The organism is Actinopolyspora alba (assembly GCF_900112765.1).
GTDB lineage: Bacteria > Actinomycetota > Actinomycetes > Mycobacteriales > Pseudonocardiaceae > Actinopolyspora > Actinopolyspora alba.
The window spans coordinates 136,594-153,512 of record NZ_FOMZ01000009.1; the positions used below are offsets into that span (position 1 = coordinate 136,594).

The 16,919-nt window shown below is 67.9% G+C and carries 15 protein-coding genes; 12 read left to right on the top strand and 3 right to left on the bottom strand.

Annotation, left to right across the window (positions count from 1 at the left end):
- Positions 1–366: 366 nt before the first annotated feature.
- Together arc and BM150_RS15105 are read left to right on the top strand one after the other, a co-directional pair.
- Positions 367–2,160 carry a proteasome ATPase gene (gene arc / locus BM150_RS15100; RefSeq protein ID WP_092928050.1) on the top strand — a complete coding sequence of 598 codons (1,794 nt, stop codon included), beginning with the start codon at positions 367–369 and terminating at the stop codon, positions 2,158–2,160.
- A gap of 246 nt (positions 2,161–2,406) precedes the next feature.
- The gene (locus BM150_RS15105) at positions 2,407–3,360 is read left to right on the top strand and encodes an aldo/keto reductase (RefSeq protein WP_092927913.1); all 954 of its coding nucleotides are present in this window, start codon (positions 2,407–2,409) and stop codon (positions 3,358–3,360) included.
- 294 nt (positions 3,361–3,654) lie between these two features.
- Here the strand turns inward: BM150_RS15105 and BM150_RS15110 are convergent, their stop codons facing one another.
- Positions 3,655–4,245 (bottom strand): helix-turn-helix domain-containing protein, encoded by a 591-nt coding sequence (locus BM150_RS15110; protein WP_092927914.1) that lies wholly within the window; start codon positions 4,243–4,245, stop codon positions 3,655–3,657.
- A 79-nt stretch (positions 4,246–4,324) separates the two neighbouring features.
- On the opposite strand from BM150_RS15110, the gene BM150_RS15115 reads away from it, so the two are divergent.
- Positions 4,325–5,344, top strand: a complete 1,020-nt coding sequence (locus tag BM150_RS15115; RefSeq protein WP_217641663.1) for an NAD(P)/FAD-dependent oxidoreductase — start codon at positions 4,325–4,327, stop codon at positions 5,342–5,344.
- 67 nt (positions 5,345–5,411) lie between these two features.
- Here BM150_RS15115 and BM150_RS15120 read toward each other — a convergent pair whose 3' ends face one another.
- Positions 5,412–6,083: a TetR/AcrR family transcriptional regulator gene (locus tag BM150_RS15120; RefSeq protein WP_092927916.1), complete on the bottom strand. Its 672-nt coding sequence runs from the start codon at positions 6,081–6,083 to the stop codon at positions 5,412–5,414.
- A gap of 156 nt (positions 6,084–6,239) precedes the next feature.
- Here BM150_RS15120 and BM150_RS15125 point away from each other — a divergent pair, with 156 nt between their 5' ends.
- Complete coding sequence (locus BM150_RS15125; RefSeq protein WP_092927917.1) at positions 6,240–7,004, top strand: SDR family NAD(P)-dependent oxidoreductase; 765 nt, start codon at positions 6,240–6,242, stop codon at positions 7,002–7,004.
- A gap of 105 nt (positions 7,005–7,109) precedes the next feature.
- Here the strand turns inward: BM150_RS15125 and BM150_RS15130 are convergent, their stop codons facing one another.
- The gene (locus BM150_RS15130; RefSeq protein ID WP_245755506.1) at positions 7,110–7,622 is read right to left on the bottom strand and encodes an NUDIX hydrolase; all 513 of its coding nucleotides are present in this window, start codon (positions 7,620–7,622) and stop codon (positions 7,110–7,112) included.
- A gap of 193 nt (positions 7,623–7,815) precedes the next feature.
- Between BM150_RS15130 and dop the strand changes: the two genes are divergently transcribed.
- The 8 genes from dop to BM150_RS15170 all read left to right on the top strand — a co-directional run bounded on the left by dop (position 7,816) and on the right by BM150_RS15170 (position 16,912).
- Entirely contained in the window at positions 7,816–9,312 is a 1,497-nt protein-coding gene (dop, locus tag BM150_RS15135; protein ID WP_092927918.1) for a depupylase/deamidase Dop, read from the top strand.
- A gap of 224 nt (positions 9,313–9,536) precedes the next feature.
- Complete coding sequence (locus BM150_RS15140) at positions 9,537–9,734, top strand: ubiquitin-like protein Pup (RefSeq protein WP_092927919.1); 198 nt, start codon at positions 9,537–9,539, stop codon at positions 9,732–9,734.
- 212 nt (positions 9,735–9,946) lie between these two features.
- Positions 9,947–10,795 carry a proteasome subunit beta gene (gene prcB, locus BM150_RS15145; RefSeq protein ID WP_092927920.1) on the top strand — a complete coding sequence of 283 codons (849 nt, stop codon included), beginning with the start codon at positions 9,947–9,949 and terminating at the stop codon, positions 10,793–10,795.
- A 140-nt stretch (positions 10,796–10,935) separates the two neighbouring features.
- Positions 10,936–11,688 carry a proteasome subunit alpha gene (gene prcA, locus BM150_RS15150; protein ID WP_092927921.1) on the top strand — a complete coding sequence of 251 codons (753 nt, stop codon included), beginning with the start codon at positions 10,936–10,938 and terminating at the stop codon, positions 11,686–11,688.
- A gap of 206 nt (positions 11,689–11,894) precedes the next feature.
- Positions 11,895–13,253 carry a Pup--protein ligase gene (gene pafA, locus BM150_RS15155; protein ID WP_043574844.1) on the top strand — a complete coding sequence of 453 codons (1,359 nt, stop codon included), beginning with the start codon at positions 11,895–11,897 and terminating at the stop codon, positions 13,251–13,253.
- A gap of 61 nt (positions 13,254–13,314) precedes the next feature.
- On the top strand, positions 13,315–14,793 hold the full coding sequence (locus BM150_RS15160; protein ID WP_092927922.1) for an amidase: 1,479 nt from the start codon (positions 13,315–13,317) through the stop codon (positions 14,791–14,793).
- Between the two features lie 164 nt (positions 14,794–14,957).
- On the top strand, positions 14,958–15,944 hold the full coding sequence (locus tag BM150_RS15165; protein ID WP_092927923.1) for a helix-turn-helix transcriptional regulator: 987 nt from the start codon (positions 14,958–14,960) through the stop codon (positions 15,942–15,944).
- Entirely contained in the window at positions 15,941–16,912 is a 972-nt protein-coding gene (locus BM150_RS15170; RefSeq protein ID WP_092927924.1) for a helix-turn-helix transcriptional regulator, read from the top strand. Before BM150_RS15165 ends, BM150_RS15170 begins: the two co-directional genes overlap by 4 nt.
- Positions 16,913–16,919: the final 7 nt, after the last annotated feature.

The window sequence follows — 16,919 nt, forward strand, 5'->3', positions numbered from 1 at the left end:
CTCGTTCCTCCCGAGCAGTGGGACTCCCGTGGTTGGCCGCACGATCGTGTCGGGATCACGAATCGGTTACCACACGGATGCCCGTGTGCGCTCCGTGCGGTGCGGTGATCGCGACAGTAGGTGTGCGAACAGGCCACGCGATCGGCGTCGACGAGGAAAGTCTCTCCCGAACGGACCAACGGGACGAAACGCACCGTGGTCATCCGGCGAACCGCGTAACGAATCGCAACAATGCCGGAGTGGCTCAGTTCATGTGATGCGGCCGATTCGTGTGGCACGCTGGGCCGTCTAGCGGGATTCGACGACCTCGCGTTGTCGTTGATCGCCGGTACCGTGGTGGTACGAACACGGGAGGAGGGTGCCGATATGCAGCACGACCGTCCCGACAACCGGCCTGAAGAGGGCGTTGGCCAGGGAGCCCGCGGCAGTGCGGAAACGAACAAGCAGATCCGCGAGCTGGAGGACGAGGTCGCCTCGCTTCGAGACAGGCTCAACGAGTCCCCGCAACAGGTGCGGTTGTTGGAGCAGCGGCTTGCCGAGGCATCCGAGAGAGTGAGCCAACTCACCGAACGGAACGCCAAGCTCACCGAGACCCTCAAGGAAGCGCGGAGCCAGCTGACCGCGCTGCGCGAGGAAGTTGACCGACTCGCTCAGCCACCGAGTGGGTACGGCGTTTTCCTCAGCCGTTACGAGGACGGCACGGTCGACGTGTTCACTTCCGGCAGGAAGATGCGTGTGGCCGTGTCACCCAACGTGAATGTGGAGGAGTTGCAACTCGGCCAGTCGGTGCGCCTCAACGAGGCGTTGACTGTGGTCGAGGAGGGAACGTTCGAACGTACCGGCGAGGTTTGCACCTTCCGTGAGATGCTTCCGACCGCCGAAACGGATCAGCCTCGACGGGCACTGGTGACCGGCCACAGCGACGAGGAACGCGTGGTGTGGCTGACGCCGCCCATGGTCGAGTCCGGCCTGAAGTCCGGTGACTCGGTCCTGGTGGACAGCAAGGTCGGCTACGCCTACGACACGGTTCCCAAGGCCGATGTCGAGGATCTCACGCTGGAGGAGGTGCCCGATGTCGGTTACCAGGACATCGGTGGCCTCGGTGGTCAGATCGAGGAGATCCGGGACGCCGTCGAGCTGCCGTTCCTGCATTCGGAGCTCTACATCCAGTACAAGCTGGCACCTCCCAAGGGTGTGCTGCTGTACGGACCACCCGGTTGCGGCAAGACCCTGATCGCCAAGGCGGTGGCCAACTCGTTGGCCAAGAAGGTCGCCTCGTCCCGAGGCGACGAGGACGGTCAGGCCAAGTCGTACTTCCTCAACATCAAGGGTCCCGAACTGCTGAACAAGTTCGTGGGCGAGACCGAGCGCCACATCCGGCTGATCTTCCAGCGTGCTCGGGAGAAGGCGTCCGAGGGCACACCGGTGATCGTGTTCTTCGACGAGATGGACTCGATCTTCCGCACCAGGGGGAGTGGAGTCTCCTCCGATGTGGAGACCACCATCGTTCCCCAGCTGCTCAGCGAGATCGACGGTGTGGAGGGCCTGGAGAACGTCATCGTCATCGGTGCCTCCAACCGGGAGGACATGATCGATCCGGCGATCCTGCGTCCCGGCAGGCTCGACGTCAAGATCAAGATCGAGCGGCCCGACGCCGAATCGGCCAAGGACATCTTCTCCAAGTACCTCACCAGCGACCTGCCGATCCACGAGGAGGATCTGCGGGAGTTCGGTGGCGATCAGCCGTCCTGTGTGGACGCGATGATCCAGACCACGGTGGAGCGGATGTACGCCGAGACCGACGAGAACCGCTTCCTGGAGGTCACCTACGCCAACGGGGACAAGGAGATCCTGTACTTCAAGGACTTCAACTCCGGTGCCATGATTCAGAACATCGTGGACCGTGCGAAGAAGGCGGCGATCAAGTCCGCCATCGACACGGGGCAGCCCGGCTTGCGGGTGCAGAACCTGCAGGACGCCATCGTCGACGAGTTCGCCGAGAACGAGGACCTGCCCAACACCACCAACCCGGATGACTGGGCACGTATCTCGGGGAAGAAGGGTGAGCGCATCGTCTACATCCGCACCCTGGTCAGCGGTAAGAACCAGGAGTCGGGCAAGGCGATCGACACCGCCACCAACACCGGCCAGTACCTGTAGTCGTACCGGTTCCTCCGGTCGTCCGAGTACCCGCAGTCGGCAGTACCAGCGGTCGACGGTCAGCCGTGTCACCGTGTCGGAGGGCCGGTCTTCGACACCTGGCCGGTGATCAAGCGGGCCACTTGACCAACCTGGCCATTGACCCAAACGGGGCGTCACTCGTTCGAGTGGCGCCCCGTAGCTGTGTCACGGCGCGGTCGGCGTCACCGGTGTCGTCATCGACGCGGGGCCGATAGGTTACGGCGCATGACGGATGCCTCGACCGGTCCGGTGGACCGTTTCGGTGTCGGATTGGCCGCCCTGGGCAGGCCCGCCTACATCAACGTGGGACGTGTCGACGTGCTGCCCGAGAATCGCACCGTCGATGCCATGCGTACCCGGACCAGGCAGGTGCTGGACGAGGCGTACGAGGCGGGGATCCGCCGGGTGGACACGGCACGTTCCTACGGCAGCGCCGAGCAGTTCCTGGCCGAGTGGCTGCGCGACCGCGGCCACGAGGACGTGGTCGTGTCCAGCAAGTGGGGCTACGCCTACGTCGCCGAATGGCGTGTCGAGACCGAGGTCCACGAGATCAAGGAACACTCGTTGGAGCGCTTCCGGCAGCAGTGGCCCGCCAGCCGTGAAGCGCTGGGTGAGAACCTGAAGCTGTACCAGGTGCACTCGTTGACCACCGACAGCCCACTGTTCGAGGACACCGAGTTGCAGCGGGAGCTGGCCCGGCTGCGGGACAGCGGAGTGCTGCTGGGAATCTCCACGACAGGAGCTGACCAGGCTGCCGCGATCGAGGCGGCCTGGGAGTTGCGGGTGGGCGGTGAACAGCTGTTCGGTGCCGTGCAGGCCACGTGGAACTCCTTGGAACCGTCGGCGGGCAGGGCGCTGTCGCACGCCCACGAGGGTGGTTGGCGGGTGCTGGTCAAGGAGACCCTGGCCAACGGCAGGCTGGCCTCGCGGCCGCCGGAGCCGCTGGCCGCGGTGGCGGGCAGGCACGGTGCCGGTGCCGACGCGGTCGCCCTCGCGCATGTGCTGGCTCAGCCGTGGGCGGACACGGTGCTGCTCGGTGCGGCGAGCGTGGGGCAGCTGCGCAGCAACCTGGCCGCCCGCTCGGTCTCGCTGAACAGGCGTGATCTCGACGAGCTGGCGGCCGTCGCCGGGGACCCGGCGACCTACTGGGGAGAGCGTTCCGCCCTACCCTGGGACTAGGAACTTACACGCGATCGAGTTGCTCGAGCGGTTGCTTGGCGGAACCTCTCGCACGGCTCTCGTTGCGGGTGCCCCGACTTCGGGTAGCGGCCTACACAACGTCGGGGCCGTCCTCACGAGAGCCGCACGGGAGAACCCGCTGGTGGTCGGGCTGCGTGCGTGGTCGTTTCGGTGCTGTCGCACCGAGGGCGCGTCGATTTCTCGCGAAATCGCCGGGCCGCTTCGGCGCCCCTGGAGGTTCCGCCACCCGCACCTCTCGCGGGCCGAGGTGGCTGCGCCTACTGGCCGGTCACTTCAAGAGGAGTTCTTGCGGGGTTGGGCCCGCAAGTGGGCGCGCTCGCCCTGCTTGCCGAACAGGCTGAGGAATTCCACGGAATCCTCGGTGGCGCTGCCGAACCAGTGCGGTGTGCGGGTGTCGAACTCGGCGGCCTCGCCGGGGGAGAGCTCCAGGTCGTGCTCGCCGAGCACGAGCCGGAGGCGCCCGTTGAGCACGTAGAGCCATTCGTAGCCCTCGTGGCTCCGCGGATCGGGAACGGCGGGGCTGCGGCTGGCAGGGATCACGAGCTTGTACGCCTGGATGCCGCCCGCGCGGCGGGTCAGCGGCAGCATGGTCATGCCGTGCCGGTTGACCGGCCGCAGGTGCACGCGCGGGTCGCCGGTGGGCGGGGCGTCCACGAGTTCGTCGAGCGTCACACCGTGCGCCCTCGCCAGCGGGAGCAGTAGTTCGAGGGCCGGTCTGCGCTCGCCCGATTCCAGGCGGGACAGCGTGCTCACCGATATACCGGTCGTCTCCGACAGCTCGTTGAGCGTGGTTTCGCGCTGTCTGCGGAGCGCTCGCAGCCGGGGACCGACCGTGTCGAGCGTCTGATCGAGGTCGTCGTCCATACCCGCAGTTTGCCATTGCGGCAACAAAATTTGCAGATGTTGCCCGTGGATTCGCATGGTGGTCGCGGAGGTGGTGGTAATGACCGACGAATCGGGTAAGCGCTACGAGGTGGCGGTGATCGGGGGCGGAGCCGCCGGTTTGAACGGGGCGCTGACGCTCTCGCGGGCGCGGCGCTCAGTGGTGGTGATCGACTCGGGCGAGCCGCGCAACGCCCCGGCCTCCGGGGTTCACGGGTTGCTCGGGCGCGAGGGGATCCCTCCTGCGGAGCTGCTGGAACGCGGCCGGGAGGAGGTGCGCGATCACGGTGGTCACCTGCTCGCGGGCGAGGTGGGGTCAGTGGTTCGGGACGGCGCCGGATTCGACGTGACACTGCTCGACGGTTCTCGGCTCAGTGCCCACCGGTTGCTGGTGACCACGGGCCTGGTCGACGAGCTGCCCGAGGTGGCCGGGCTGCGGGAACGCTGGGGCAGGGACGTGGTGCACTGCCCGTACTGCCACGGCTGGGAGGTTCGGGACCGGGCCATCGGCGTGCTGGCCACCGGACCGATGTCGGTGCACCAGGCGTTGCTGTTCCGCCAGTGGAGCTTGGACGTCAAGTTCTTCTCCCACACTCGGCCCGCGCCCACCGGCGAGGAGGCGGAACGGCTCGCGGCACGCGGCATCGAGGTGATCGAGGGCGCTGTCGACTCGTTGGAGCTCGGTGAGCGTGGGATCAGCGGGGTGCGACTCGTCGGCGGCACCGTGGTCGGCCGCGAAGTGCTCGCGGTCGCGCCACGGATGACCGCGCGTGCCGCGTTCCTGGCCGAGCTCGGGCTGGGTGCGGTGGAGCACCCGGCCGGGGTCGGGGAGTACGTTCCGTCCGACGCGGCCGGTGCCACCGATGTCGACGGAGTGTGGGTCGCGGGCAATGTCACCGATCCGTCGGCCCAGGTCGGTCCCGCTGCCGCGGCGGGAGCCAACGCGGCGGCACGCATCAACGCCGACCTGGTCGAGGAGGAGATCACCCGTGCGGTCGCCGTTCGCGGGGACCCGTTCTCCCCGGAGTCCGAGGCCCGTGGCTGTGAAGTGGTAATGGGCGAACGCCGCCACGGTCTGTGAGGTGGGGGAGTCCTGTGAACCGGGAAAACCTCGTGAATCGGGAACGGGGCCTCGTGGTCGAGCGGTTCTAAGCGGGCGCGCCGGGAAGAGCGTTGCCGGCGGCATCGTCGGGGGCATCCCGGCTGATCGTCGGGAGGACCTCGCGCAACGCCGCACGCAGCACAGTGCCGGCCCGCTCCGGTCCGGGGGAGTGCTCGGCGGTGTGCTCCACGGCCACCCGCAGCGCCGTGTTGACCATCGCTGCCTCCGTCTTCACGCGCAGCTCGTCGGCCCGCCTGCCGGTTCGGTGGGCGATACCCGCGGCGAACGCGGGTTCCGCGTCCCGGTGGGCCTGCAGCCACACCGTCCTGATCTCCGGCTCGTCCTCGGTCAGTCGGACCAGCGCCAGCATGGTGTCCACGTCCGCGTTCTCGTCTGCCCCGGCGTGCCCGCGCAGTCGGTCGGGCAGTGCTTCGCCGGGTGCCCAGTCGGCCAACGCTCGGGCGACGTCGTCGATCCCGTTGGTCAGCAGTGGGCGTATGAAGCTCTCCTTGCCCGGACCAGGGCAGTAGCGCCACAGCGTCCGAATCGACAACCCGGCCGCTTCAGCTATCTCATCTGCCGAGGTCTCGGCGACCCCTTTGCTCGTGAACAGCCGCACCGCCTCGCGTGCGATGTCCATACGCGTCGCCGCCTTGCGGCGCTCGGTCAGCGGCGGGCGTCCGGTGCGCCTGTTGGACGTCTCCTGCTCGCTCGACATCCTGAGTTTCCTCCTCGTGCGGCGGTCAGCCGATTCTAGGCCGTTCATTTTTCGGCGCGTAATGTAAATCTGGCACAATGTGCCTAGAAGTATCGAACGGTTCGGGCCGCGTCGGTCGTTCGGCGGGCCCGGAACGGGCTGGAAAAGGAGTTCGGGATGAGTGGAACCGGCCTGGAAGGGCGTTGCGTCGTGGTCACCGGCGCCGGATCGGGTATCGGGCGCGCCGCCGCGCTGCGGTTCGCCTCGGAGGGAGCGCGGATACTCATCGCGGACCTCGATGCCGAGGGTGCCTCGGCCACCGAGCAGCTGATCCGGGAACAGGAGGGCACCGCGACCACCGTGATCGGCGACCTGGGCGATCGGACCGTGGTCGACGAGATCGTCTCCACCGCGGTGGAACGGTTCGGCGGTCCGGACGTGCTGGTCAACAACGCGGGCATCATGGACAGCTTCGCGGCGGTGGCCGATCTGACCGACGCCGAGTGGGAACGAGTCCTGCGGGTCAACCTGAGCGCTCCCTTCCTGCTCACCCGCGCGGCGCTGCCGCACATGCTGGCCAAGGGCAGCGGCGTCGTGGTCAACACGGCCTCGGAGGCTTCCCTGCGGGGCAGCGCGGCGGGGGCCGCCTACACCTCCGCCAAGCACGGAATCGTCGGACTCACGAAGTCACTGGCCGTCATGTACCGCGACAGCGGTATCCGAGCCAACGCGATCGCACCCGGCGGTACCGCGACCGGCATCACCGTCGACGCCGATCCCGAGGCGCTCGGCCCCAACGTTCTCGGCAGCTACGGCAAGAACATCGGTCGCGTCGCCGAGGCCGACGAGCAGGCATCCGCCATCGTCTTCCTGGCCTCGACGGCCGCCAGCAACATCAACGGAGTGGTGCTGCCGGTGGACAACGGGTGGTCCGCCGTCTGACGTGGGCTCTCGAAGCTCGCTACTCGATGTCGGACGTCCCGGGGTGAGGGCAAGCGGGAGGTTCCGCCAAGCGAGTAGCTCGACAACCCGACCGGAAAACTTCGATCAACTTTCCCGGAAGTCGAACCACTCGATGAGGAACTGCCTGCCGTCCGGGACGAACGGCCATTCCGGATCACGGGTGTATTCCCACAGCTCGGTCAGCGGCATCCACCAACCAGCGGCTATTTCCTCCGGTTGGTGGATCACCGGCCCGTCCCAGCGGATCTCGTACACGAAGGCGTGAAATCGCACCGGCCCTCGTTCGTGGCTGGTCCGGAACAGGAAACGCGGCTCCGCGTGGATTCCCAGCTCCTCGGCCAACTCCCGCCGGGCTGCCTCGTCCGGAGCCTCACCGGCCGCCACGACGCCACCCGCCCAGCAGTCGTACATGGCCGGGTAGACGTCCTTGTCCGCGGTGCGGCGGTGCACGTAGACCTTCGTCAGGTCCGTGGAACGCACCAGCACCGAGGTGGCCGCGTGCCACAGCCCCTCGGAGCGCATCCGCGCTCGTGGGGCCGAACCGACCACCGAGCCGTTTCGGTCGTAGACGGCGACTCGTTCCGTTCCGAGGGTCACCACCCGAGGATGTCAGTTCCGCTGTCGGCGCCGGGCGAACGTCCTCTCGCGGTGACCGCATCGAGCCGGTGGCGGCAGTGAGCGAGCCGGTACCGACAGCGGGCGCGGTCCCACCGTCGTTGCCCGCACACGGCACCGGAATGTGACCGCTACAGGGAGTCGTACACCGCGTTGAACCCGTAGGCTGAACACCATGCGTCGGATCATGGGAACCGAGGTGGAGTACGGGATCACCGTGCCGGGAGACGCGACCGCGAACCCGGTGCTGACCTCCACCCACATCGTGCTGGCCTACGCGGCGGCGGCCGACATCCCCCGAGCGCGGCGCGCTCGGTGGGACTACGAGGTGGAATCGCCGTTGCGCGACGCCCGCGGCTTCGACATGGGCGCCTCGACGGCACCGTCGAACGGTTCGGAGGGTGACGATCTCGGTGCGGCCAACGTCATTCTCACCAACGGTGCGCGACTCTACGTCGACCACGCCCACCCGGAGTACTCCGCTCCCGAGGTGACCAATCCGCGTGACGCCGTGCTCTGGGACAAGGCCGGGGAGCGGGTGATGGAGGAGGCCGCGCTGCGCGCCGCCAGCGTACCGGGGACCACCCCGATCCAGCTGTACAAGAACAACATCGACGGCAAGGGTGCCAGCTACGGCACCCACGAGAACTACCTGTGTGCCCGCGACACCCCGTTCACGGCCGTCATCGCCGGACTCACTCCCTTCTTCGTCTCCAGGCAGATCATCTGCGGTTCCGGTCGGGTGGGCATCGGCCAGGTGGGGGAGAAACCGGGCTTCCAGCTCTCGCAGCGCGCCGATTACGTCGAGGTCGAGGTGGGCCTGGAGACCACCCTCAAACGCGGCATCATCAACACCAGGGACGAACCCCACGCCGATGCCGACAAGTACCGCAGGTTGCACGTGATCCTCGGCGACGCCAACCTCGCCGAGACGGCCACCTACCTCAAGCTCGGCACGACCGCCCTGGTCCTGGACATGATCGAGTCCGGACGTCGTTTCGACGATCTCCGGTTGGCCGATCCGGTCAAGGCGGTGCACCAGATCAGCCACGACCCGAGCCTCAATCAGAAGGTCGAACTCGCCGACGGACGACATTTCACCGGTCTTGACCTGCAGCGGGCCTATCACGAGCGGGCGGTGGAGTACGTCGAGGCGCACGGCAGCCACACCTCGGGCGAGGTGGTGCGCACCTGGGGAGAGGTCCTCGACCTGCTCGCGCGCGATCCGATGGAGTGCGCCGACCGGCTCGACTGGCCCGCCAAGTTGAAACTGATGGAGAACTACCGCAGCCGGGACAACCTCGGCTGGGGCTCGCCGCGGTTGCACATGATCGACCTGCAGTACGCCGACGTGCGCATGGACAAGGGACTCTACAACCGGCTGGTCAGCCGTGGTGCGATGCGTCGCATCCTCGCCGAGGAGGAAGTCCGCGAGGCCGTCACGACACCGCCGGAGGACACCAGGGCCTACTTCCGCGGTCGGTGTCTGGAGCGCTATCCGAACGAGGTCGCCGCCGCCTCCTGGGACTCGGTGATCTTCGACCTGGGGCGCGAGTCGTTGGTGCGTATCCCGACCCTGGAGCCGCTGCGGGGTACGAAGGCACACGTGGGTGAACTGCTGGAGGCTGCTTCCAGCGCGGAGGAGCTGGTGGACTCCCTCACCGGCGGGTGATGTCGGGGCACCCGGTCCGATGACCACTCGGTCGCGGGAGCTTCGGAGCGCGACAGATCCAAAACGGCCACCTTTGGATCTGGGCGTGCGGCCGATTGACTAGGTAGTGTTCACACCAGGATGTTTTGTTGCCCGTCCGGCCCGGGGTGTTGTCGGGTCCGCCCGGTGGAAGCCGCGGTGCCGGTTTCGGGCAGGCATCCTCGATGAGACCACCGGGAGGCGAGATGTCCCAGGAAAAGGTTGAGCGGCACGGCGGCGGAGACGAAGGCGACGAGGAACAGAACGGTGCCGAATCCGCTGGTCAGGAGCGTCGGGAGAAGCTCGGCGAGGACGTGGACACCATTCTGGACGAGATCGACGACGTCCTGGAGGAGAACGCCGAGGACTTCGTCCGGGCCTACGTCCAGAAGGGTGGCCAGTAACCCGGAAGGGTGGCCAGTAACGGGGTCCCGCGGGACGGTTCGCCCGGCCGCTCCCGGCTGACGCCGGGACAGTCCGAACCGCCCCGGTGGGACTCCCGCTTCGCGGTCAGCGTCGGCCGGCACCGGGCCGACCGGCGCGACCGTGCACGGCCTAGAGTGTGCACAACCGATCATGTGACGCCAGTTACTTCGAGCAGGAGACGATGTCGCCCATGGAATCCAGCTCGACTCGGAGCCATCCGGGTCAGGCGCTGCCCCCCGAGTACTTCACTCCCGGATCCTCCTCGTTCACGGACTTCCTCCGAGCCGCGGCCCCCGAGATGCTGCCGCGGGCCGCGGACAGCACCGAGGGCTCGATGGACGTGCCGCACGGGACGACCATCGTCGCGCTGACCTTCCGGGGAGGTGTGCTGCTCGCGGGAGATCGTCGTTCCACGATGGGCAACATCATCGCCCAGCGGGACATGGACAAGCTCTACGTGACCGACGACTACTCCGCGGTGGGTATCGCGGGTACCGCCGGTATCGCGCTCGAGATGGTGCGGCTGTACGCCGTCGAACTCGAGCACTACGAGAAGATCGAGGCTGTTCCGCTCTCGTTGGACGGTAAGGCCAACAAGCTCGCGACCATGTTGCGCGGCAACCTGCAGGGGGCGATGGCCGGGCTCGCGGTGGTCCCACTGTTCGTCGGTTTCGACACCGCTGCCGAGGACCCCGAGCGGGCGGGGCGCATCGTCACCTACGACATCACCGGCGGACGCTACGACGAGAGCGCGGGCTACAACGCCGTCGGCTCTGGCTCGCTGTTCGCCAAGTCGGCGTTGAAGAAACGCCACGATCCTGATGCCGATGTCGACTCGGCCGTGCGCAACGCGATCGAGGCGCTCTACGACGCGGCCGACGACGACAGCGCGACGGGTGGGCCGGACGTGGCCAGGAAGATCTATCCCACGGTGGTCACGATCACCGGTGCGGAGGGGGCTGTCCGGATGTCCGAGGAACGCACCGCCGCCGTCGCCGAGGAGGTCGTCGCGGGCAGGCAGCAGAATCCCGGAGGCTGAGGCCGAGAGCCCGCGCGGGGCAGGATCGCCACGACCGGGGGCACGGTGTATTCCGGCCGGCCCGGTGTCCGTCGCCGCGTGCGAAGCAAGCGCCATGTGCCAAGTCGGTACAGCACGATTCGAGCCAGGAGTGCACAACCGTGACGATGCCCTTCTACACCTCGCCAGAGCAGCTGATGCGCGAACGCTCCGAGCTCGCCCGCAAGGGTATCGCTCGGGGGCGTAGCGTGGTGGTGCTCAAGTACGCGGGCGGGGTGCTGTTCGTGGCCGAGAACCCCTCGACCACCCTGCACAAGATTTCCGAGATCTACGATCGCATCGGCTTCGCCGCGGTGGGGCGGTACAGCGAGTTCGAGAACCTGCGCATGGCAGGTATCAGGATGGCCGATGTCAAGGGGTACTCCTACGACCGGCGTGACGTCACCGGTCGGGCACTGGCCAACTCCTACGCGCAGACGCTGGGGGCCATCTTCACCGAACAGGTCAAGCCTTTCGAGGTGGAGATCTGTGTAGCCGAGGTGGGGAGCACACCGGAGGCGGACCAGCTGTACCGGTTGACCTACGACGGTTCCATCGTCGACGAACCGCAGTACGTGGCGATGGGTGGGCAGGCCGAGACCGTCACGTCCGCGTTGAAGGACTCCTTCACCGACGGCATGGAACTCGAACCCGCCGTTCGTGAGGCGGTGCGCGCCCTGATGGCCGGCGGCGAGGGATCCCGCGAGTTGGGAGTCGGGCAGTTGGAGGTGGCGGTACTGGAACGGTCCAGGCCGCACCGCACGTTCCGTCGCATCACCGGTGCGGCACTGCGTCAGCTGCTTCCCGACGAGTCCGAGCAGTCCGGCTCGGGAGCGGACTCGGAGCAGTCGGAAAACGGCGGCTCACCCGAGTGACGGGCCGGTCCCGGGCGGCCCGAGCCGGGGACTCGGCAGTGTCGTGACGAGCGGAACCGGTGGTTTCGGTGTTCGGTCCCCGAGCGCCGGAACCCCGCTTCCGGCTCGCGTGCGGCCACGTTGTGTGGTGGTTTCGGCCGAATTTTTTCGCGTCCGACCCCGAACGGCGGACCGCCGAGTTCGACGAAGACGCCTACTGTGGAGGCATGCAGCGGAGGATCTTCGGCATCGAGACCGAGTTCGGGGTGACCTGTACCTTTCACGGGCAACGCAGGCTCTCCCCGGACGAGGTTGCCAGATACCTGTTCCGGAAGGTCGTTTCGTGGGGCCGTTCCTCGAACGTTTTCCTGCGCAACGGCGCGAGACTCTATCTGGACGTTGGTTCGCACCCCGAGTACGCGACGGCCGAGTGCGACGACCTCGTCCAGCTCGTCACCCATGACAAGGCGGGTGAGCGCATACTGGAGGATCTGCTCACCGATGCCGAGCGGAGGCTGGCCGACGAGGGCATCGGCGGGGACATCTTCCTGTTCAAGAACAACACCGACTCGGCGGGCAACTCCTACGGTTGCCACGAGAACTACCTCGTGGGGCGTTCGGGGGAGTTCTCCCGCATCGCCGACGTGCTGTTGCCCTTCCTCGTCACCCGACAGTTGATCTGCGGCGCGGGCAAGGTGCTGCAAACCCCCCGCGGCGCGGTCTACTGCCTGTCCCAGCGGGCGGAGCACATCTGGGAGGGGGTGTCCAGTGCCACCACCCGTTCCCGCCCGATCATCAACACCAGGGACGAGCCGCACGCCGACGCGGAGCGCTACCGCAGGCTGCACGTGATCGTGGGCGACTCGAACATGTCCGAGGTCACCACCCTGCTGAAGGTGGGCACCGTCAACCTGGTGCTGGAGATGATCGAGCAGGGTGTGCAGTTCCACGACTTCAGTCTGGACAATCCGATCCGTGCGATCCGGGAGATCAGCCACGATCTCACCGGAAGGCGCCCCGTGCGGCTGGCCGGTGGCCGCGAGGCGTCCGCGCTCGACATCCAGCGGGAGTACTACGGCCGCGCGGTCGAGTACGTGGCTCGTCGCGGTTCCGACCCCATGACGGACCGGATCATGGACCTGTGGGGCAGGGCGCTGGACGCCGTGGAGTACCAGGACTACTCGCTGATCGACCGGGAGGTCGACTGGGCCATCAAGCATCGCCTGTTGGAGCGCTATCGCGACAAGCACGGACTGGAGCTGTCCAGCCCGCGCATCGCGCAGCTCGACCTGGCCTACCACGATCTGCGACGCAACCGGGGTCTGTTCGAGATGTTGCAGCGCAAGGACCTGGTGGACCGTGCCACCAACGACGGTGACATCGAGGCGGCCAAGGACACCCCACCGCAGAGCACCAGGGCCAAGCTCCGCGGTGACTTCATCGCGGCCGCCCAGACGGCCGGCAGGGACTTCACCGTCGACTGGGTGCACCTCAAGCTCAACGACCAGGCGCAACGGACTGTGCTGTGCAAGGACCCGTTCCGCGCGGTGGACGAGAGGGTGGAACGTCTGATCAGCTCGTTGTGATTCGTTCGTGTCCGATCCGCGTGGCCGGACGCGTCGAGGTCGCCGCGACGGAAGGGTGGGCATGGACTATTCGGAGTACCGCGAACACGACGGGGTGGGGTTGGCCGAGCTGGTCGCCGGCGGTGAGGTTTCCGCGACCGAGCTGCTCGACGCCGCCTTCGACCGCTACGAGAAGGTCAACGACCGCATCAACGCGGTGGTTCGCACCGATCGGGTGGCCGCGGATGAACTGGCGAGCGGGCTGCCCGCCGGTGGTCCGCTCGCGGGGGTTCCGTTCCTGCTCAAGGACCTGAACCAGGAGTTGGCAGGGCACCCCTCCAGCGCGGGGACAGCCGCGCTGGCGCGGGTGGCGGCACCGGAGACCGCCGAGGTGGTGCGCCGTTGGCTGAACGCGGGGCTGCTGCCGTTCGGACGTACCAACACCCCCGAGTTCGGCGCCAAACCGGTCACCGAGCCCGAAGCCTTCGGCCCCTCCCGCAACCCGTGGTCGGCGGATCGTACTCCGGGTGGTTCCTCGGGCGGTTCGGCGGCCGCGGTCGCCGCCGGAATCGTGCCCGTGGCCGGGGCCAGTGACGGAGGCGGATCCATCCGGATCCCGGCCGCGTGCTGCGGTGTCTTCGGGCTCAAGCCGGGGCGTGGCCTGGTGCCCGCCGGCCCCGTGCGTGCGGAGAACTTTCACGGTGCCGCCTCGGACGGTGTGCTCTCGCGCACGGTTCGGGACAGCGCCGCCGCGCTGGACGCGATCGTGGGAGCCGATCCGGCCGGTCCGTACTCACCCGCTGTGCCCCACAGGGACTTCACCACCGAGATCGCATCCGAACCCCCTCGGCTACGTGTCGGTTTCACCTCGCAGTCGGCACTGGGACGGCCGCACCCCCACGCGACCGAGGCGTTGAGCGACGCCGCCCGGCTGTTGGAGTCGCTGGGGCACCACGTGGAGCCGGTGAGCTCACCGGTGGATCTCGATTCGCTGGCCGTGGACTTCCTGCGTGCCTGGTCGGTGAAGCTGGCCGCCTCGATCGACGACGCGGTGGCCGCCACCGGAGCATCCGAAAACTCGTTCGAGCTGGACAGCAGACTGCTCGCCGCGGTGGGGCGCACCATCAGTGGCCCCGAGTACGGTGCGCTGCTCGATCGTTGGCACGGCTACACGCGCAGGCTGGCCGAGTTCCACCGCGACTACGACCTGCTGTTGACTCCCGGACTCGCCGGGCCGCCGGTACGCGTGGGTGAGCTCGCGACCGGTGAGCCGCTGCGCGCGGCAGGCAGAGCCGTGCTCGGGCTGGGGCTGGGGCGAATGCTGCGCGCCAGCGGCATGGTGGACCGAGTGGCCCGGGAGAACCTGCGCCACGTGCCCTACACCCAGCTGGCCAACATCACCGGCAGACCGGCCATGTCCGTTCCGCTGTACTGGGATCCCGACGGTCTGCCGCTCGGTGTGCAGTTCGTGGGGCCGTTGGCGGGCGAGGGGATGCTGTTCCGACTGGCTGCGCAGCTGGAGCGCGCGCGGCCCTGGGCGCGGCGCGAACCACCGCTGTGACCGGAGGGCCGTACGTGCCTCGGTCGTGCGAGAGGGCAAGCGATCGCACCGCGTGATCTGGAATGTATCCAGATTTCTCGGTGGAGGTTCGGGCTCGCCGTTTCGTCAGGTCACGACGTCGGCCCGCCAACGTGACCGCCGTTACCGTCGCTAGACTCGGGACAGTGGGCATTCCGCGCGCAGAACGCCTGGTCAACCTGGTGCTGTGTCTGCTGTCGACTCGCCAGTACCTCACCGCGGAGCGAATCAGGGGGATCGTTCCCGGTTATTCCGACGCTGCCAGTGACGAGGCGTTCTACCGAACATTCGAACGTGACAAGGCCGAACTCCGCGACCTGGGTATCCCGCTCGAGACCGGGCGCAACTCGGCCTTCGACGGTATCGACGGCTATCGGATAGCGCGTCGTGACTACGAGATCGGTGACATCGCGCTCGAGTCCGACGAGGCCGCCGCCGTGGCACTGGCCTCCCGACTCTGGGAGGCGCCCGAATTCGGCACCGCCGCGCGCGGTGCCCTGCGCAAGCTGCGCGCCGCCGGTATCGATGTCGACGACAGCGCCGCCGGACCGATCGAACCCAAGGTGCGGGCGGACGAACCGGCCTTCTCCCCGCTGCTGATCGCCGTGCGCGAAGGGCGGCCGGTGACCTTCGACTACCGCAGACCCGCCAGCAGTTCCGCGCAGCCGCGAACCGTGGAACCGTGGGGAGTGGTGTCCTGGTGCGGCCGGTGGTACGTGGTCGGCCACGACAGGGACCGGCAGGCCGCGCGTTGTTTTCGGCTCTCCCGCATCACCGGGGAGGTGTGCGCCTTCGGCGCGCGGGGGCAGGTGAACCGCCCCGAGGACGTTGACCTGATGAGCCTGGTCACCGGTTTCGAGTCGACACCACCACCGCGAACTCCGGTGCGTCTGTGGGCGGCGAGCGGACGGGCCCAGGGGGTGCGGCGGGACGCGGAAGTCGTCGCCGAGCGTGAGCTGGACGGCGTCGCGGGCGAGGAGCTGCGTCTCGAACTGAGCTATCCCGAATCGGCGACGGGATGGCTCGCGGGCTACGGCCCCGATGTGGTGGTCCTGGAACCGGAAACGTTGCGAAAGTCCGTCCGCGAGGCGCACCTGGCGACGTTGCAGACCCTTCGGGAGGGAGATCGGTGAGCAGCACGAGTGAGCGGCTGCCTCGGTTGCTCGCGATGATTCCGTACCTGGTCAACAGGCCGGGAATCGAGGTGACCGAGGTCGCGGCCGATTTCGGTGTCAACGCGCAGCAGATTCGTCGGGATCTCGAGCTGCTCTGGATGTGCGGCCTGCCGGGATACGGCCCAGGGGATCTGATCGATCTTTCGTTCAGCGGGGACACCGTCACGGTGGTCTACGACGCGGGGATGCGCAGACCGCTGCGCCTGACCGGTCAGGAGGCCACCTCGCTGCAGGTGGCGTTGCGTGCGCTGTCCGAGACACCGGGCATCGCCGACACCGACGCGGTGCGCAGGGCGTTGGCGAAGGTCGAGAACGCCGTGGGCGCCGCGCGGCGCCAAGGTGTCGTGGTCGGGTTGGCCGACGAGTCCCGACCGGTGGCCACCGAGGTGGGATCGACCGTCGAGGAAGGCACCAGACTGGGCAACGCGCTGCACATCAGGTACTACACCGCCTCCAGGGACGAGATCACCGAACGTACGGTCGACCCGATGCGGCTGGTGCTCGTGCAGGGGCACAGCTACCTGGAGGCCTGGTGCCGGCGCGCGGGCGGGGTACGGCTGTTCCGGCTGGACCGGATCGACGACGCCGAGGTTCTCGACGAGCCCACGCGCCCCCCGGCAGAGGCGACCAGCACCGACCTCTCGGGAGGACCGTTCCGCCCCGCGGAGCCGCAGCCGAGCGTCGAACTCGAACTGCGCCCCGAGGCCCGCTGGGTGGCCGAGTACTACGCCGTCGACGAGCTCACCGATCTGCCGGACGGATCCACCAGGGTGACGCTGCGCTACTCCGACCGCGCGTGGTTGGTGCGGCTGGTGCTCGGACTGGGCGGGGGAGGACGGATCCTCGCACCCCCGGAACTGGCCACCGAGGTTCGACAGCGCGCGGACGAAGCATTGGAACGGTCGCTTCACCCGCTGTCCACCTGAGGGCGAT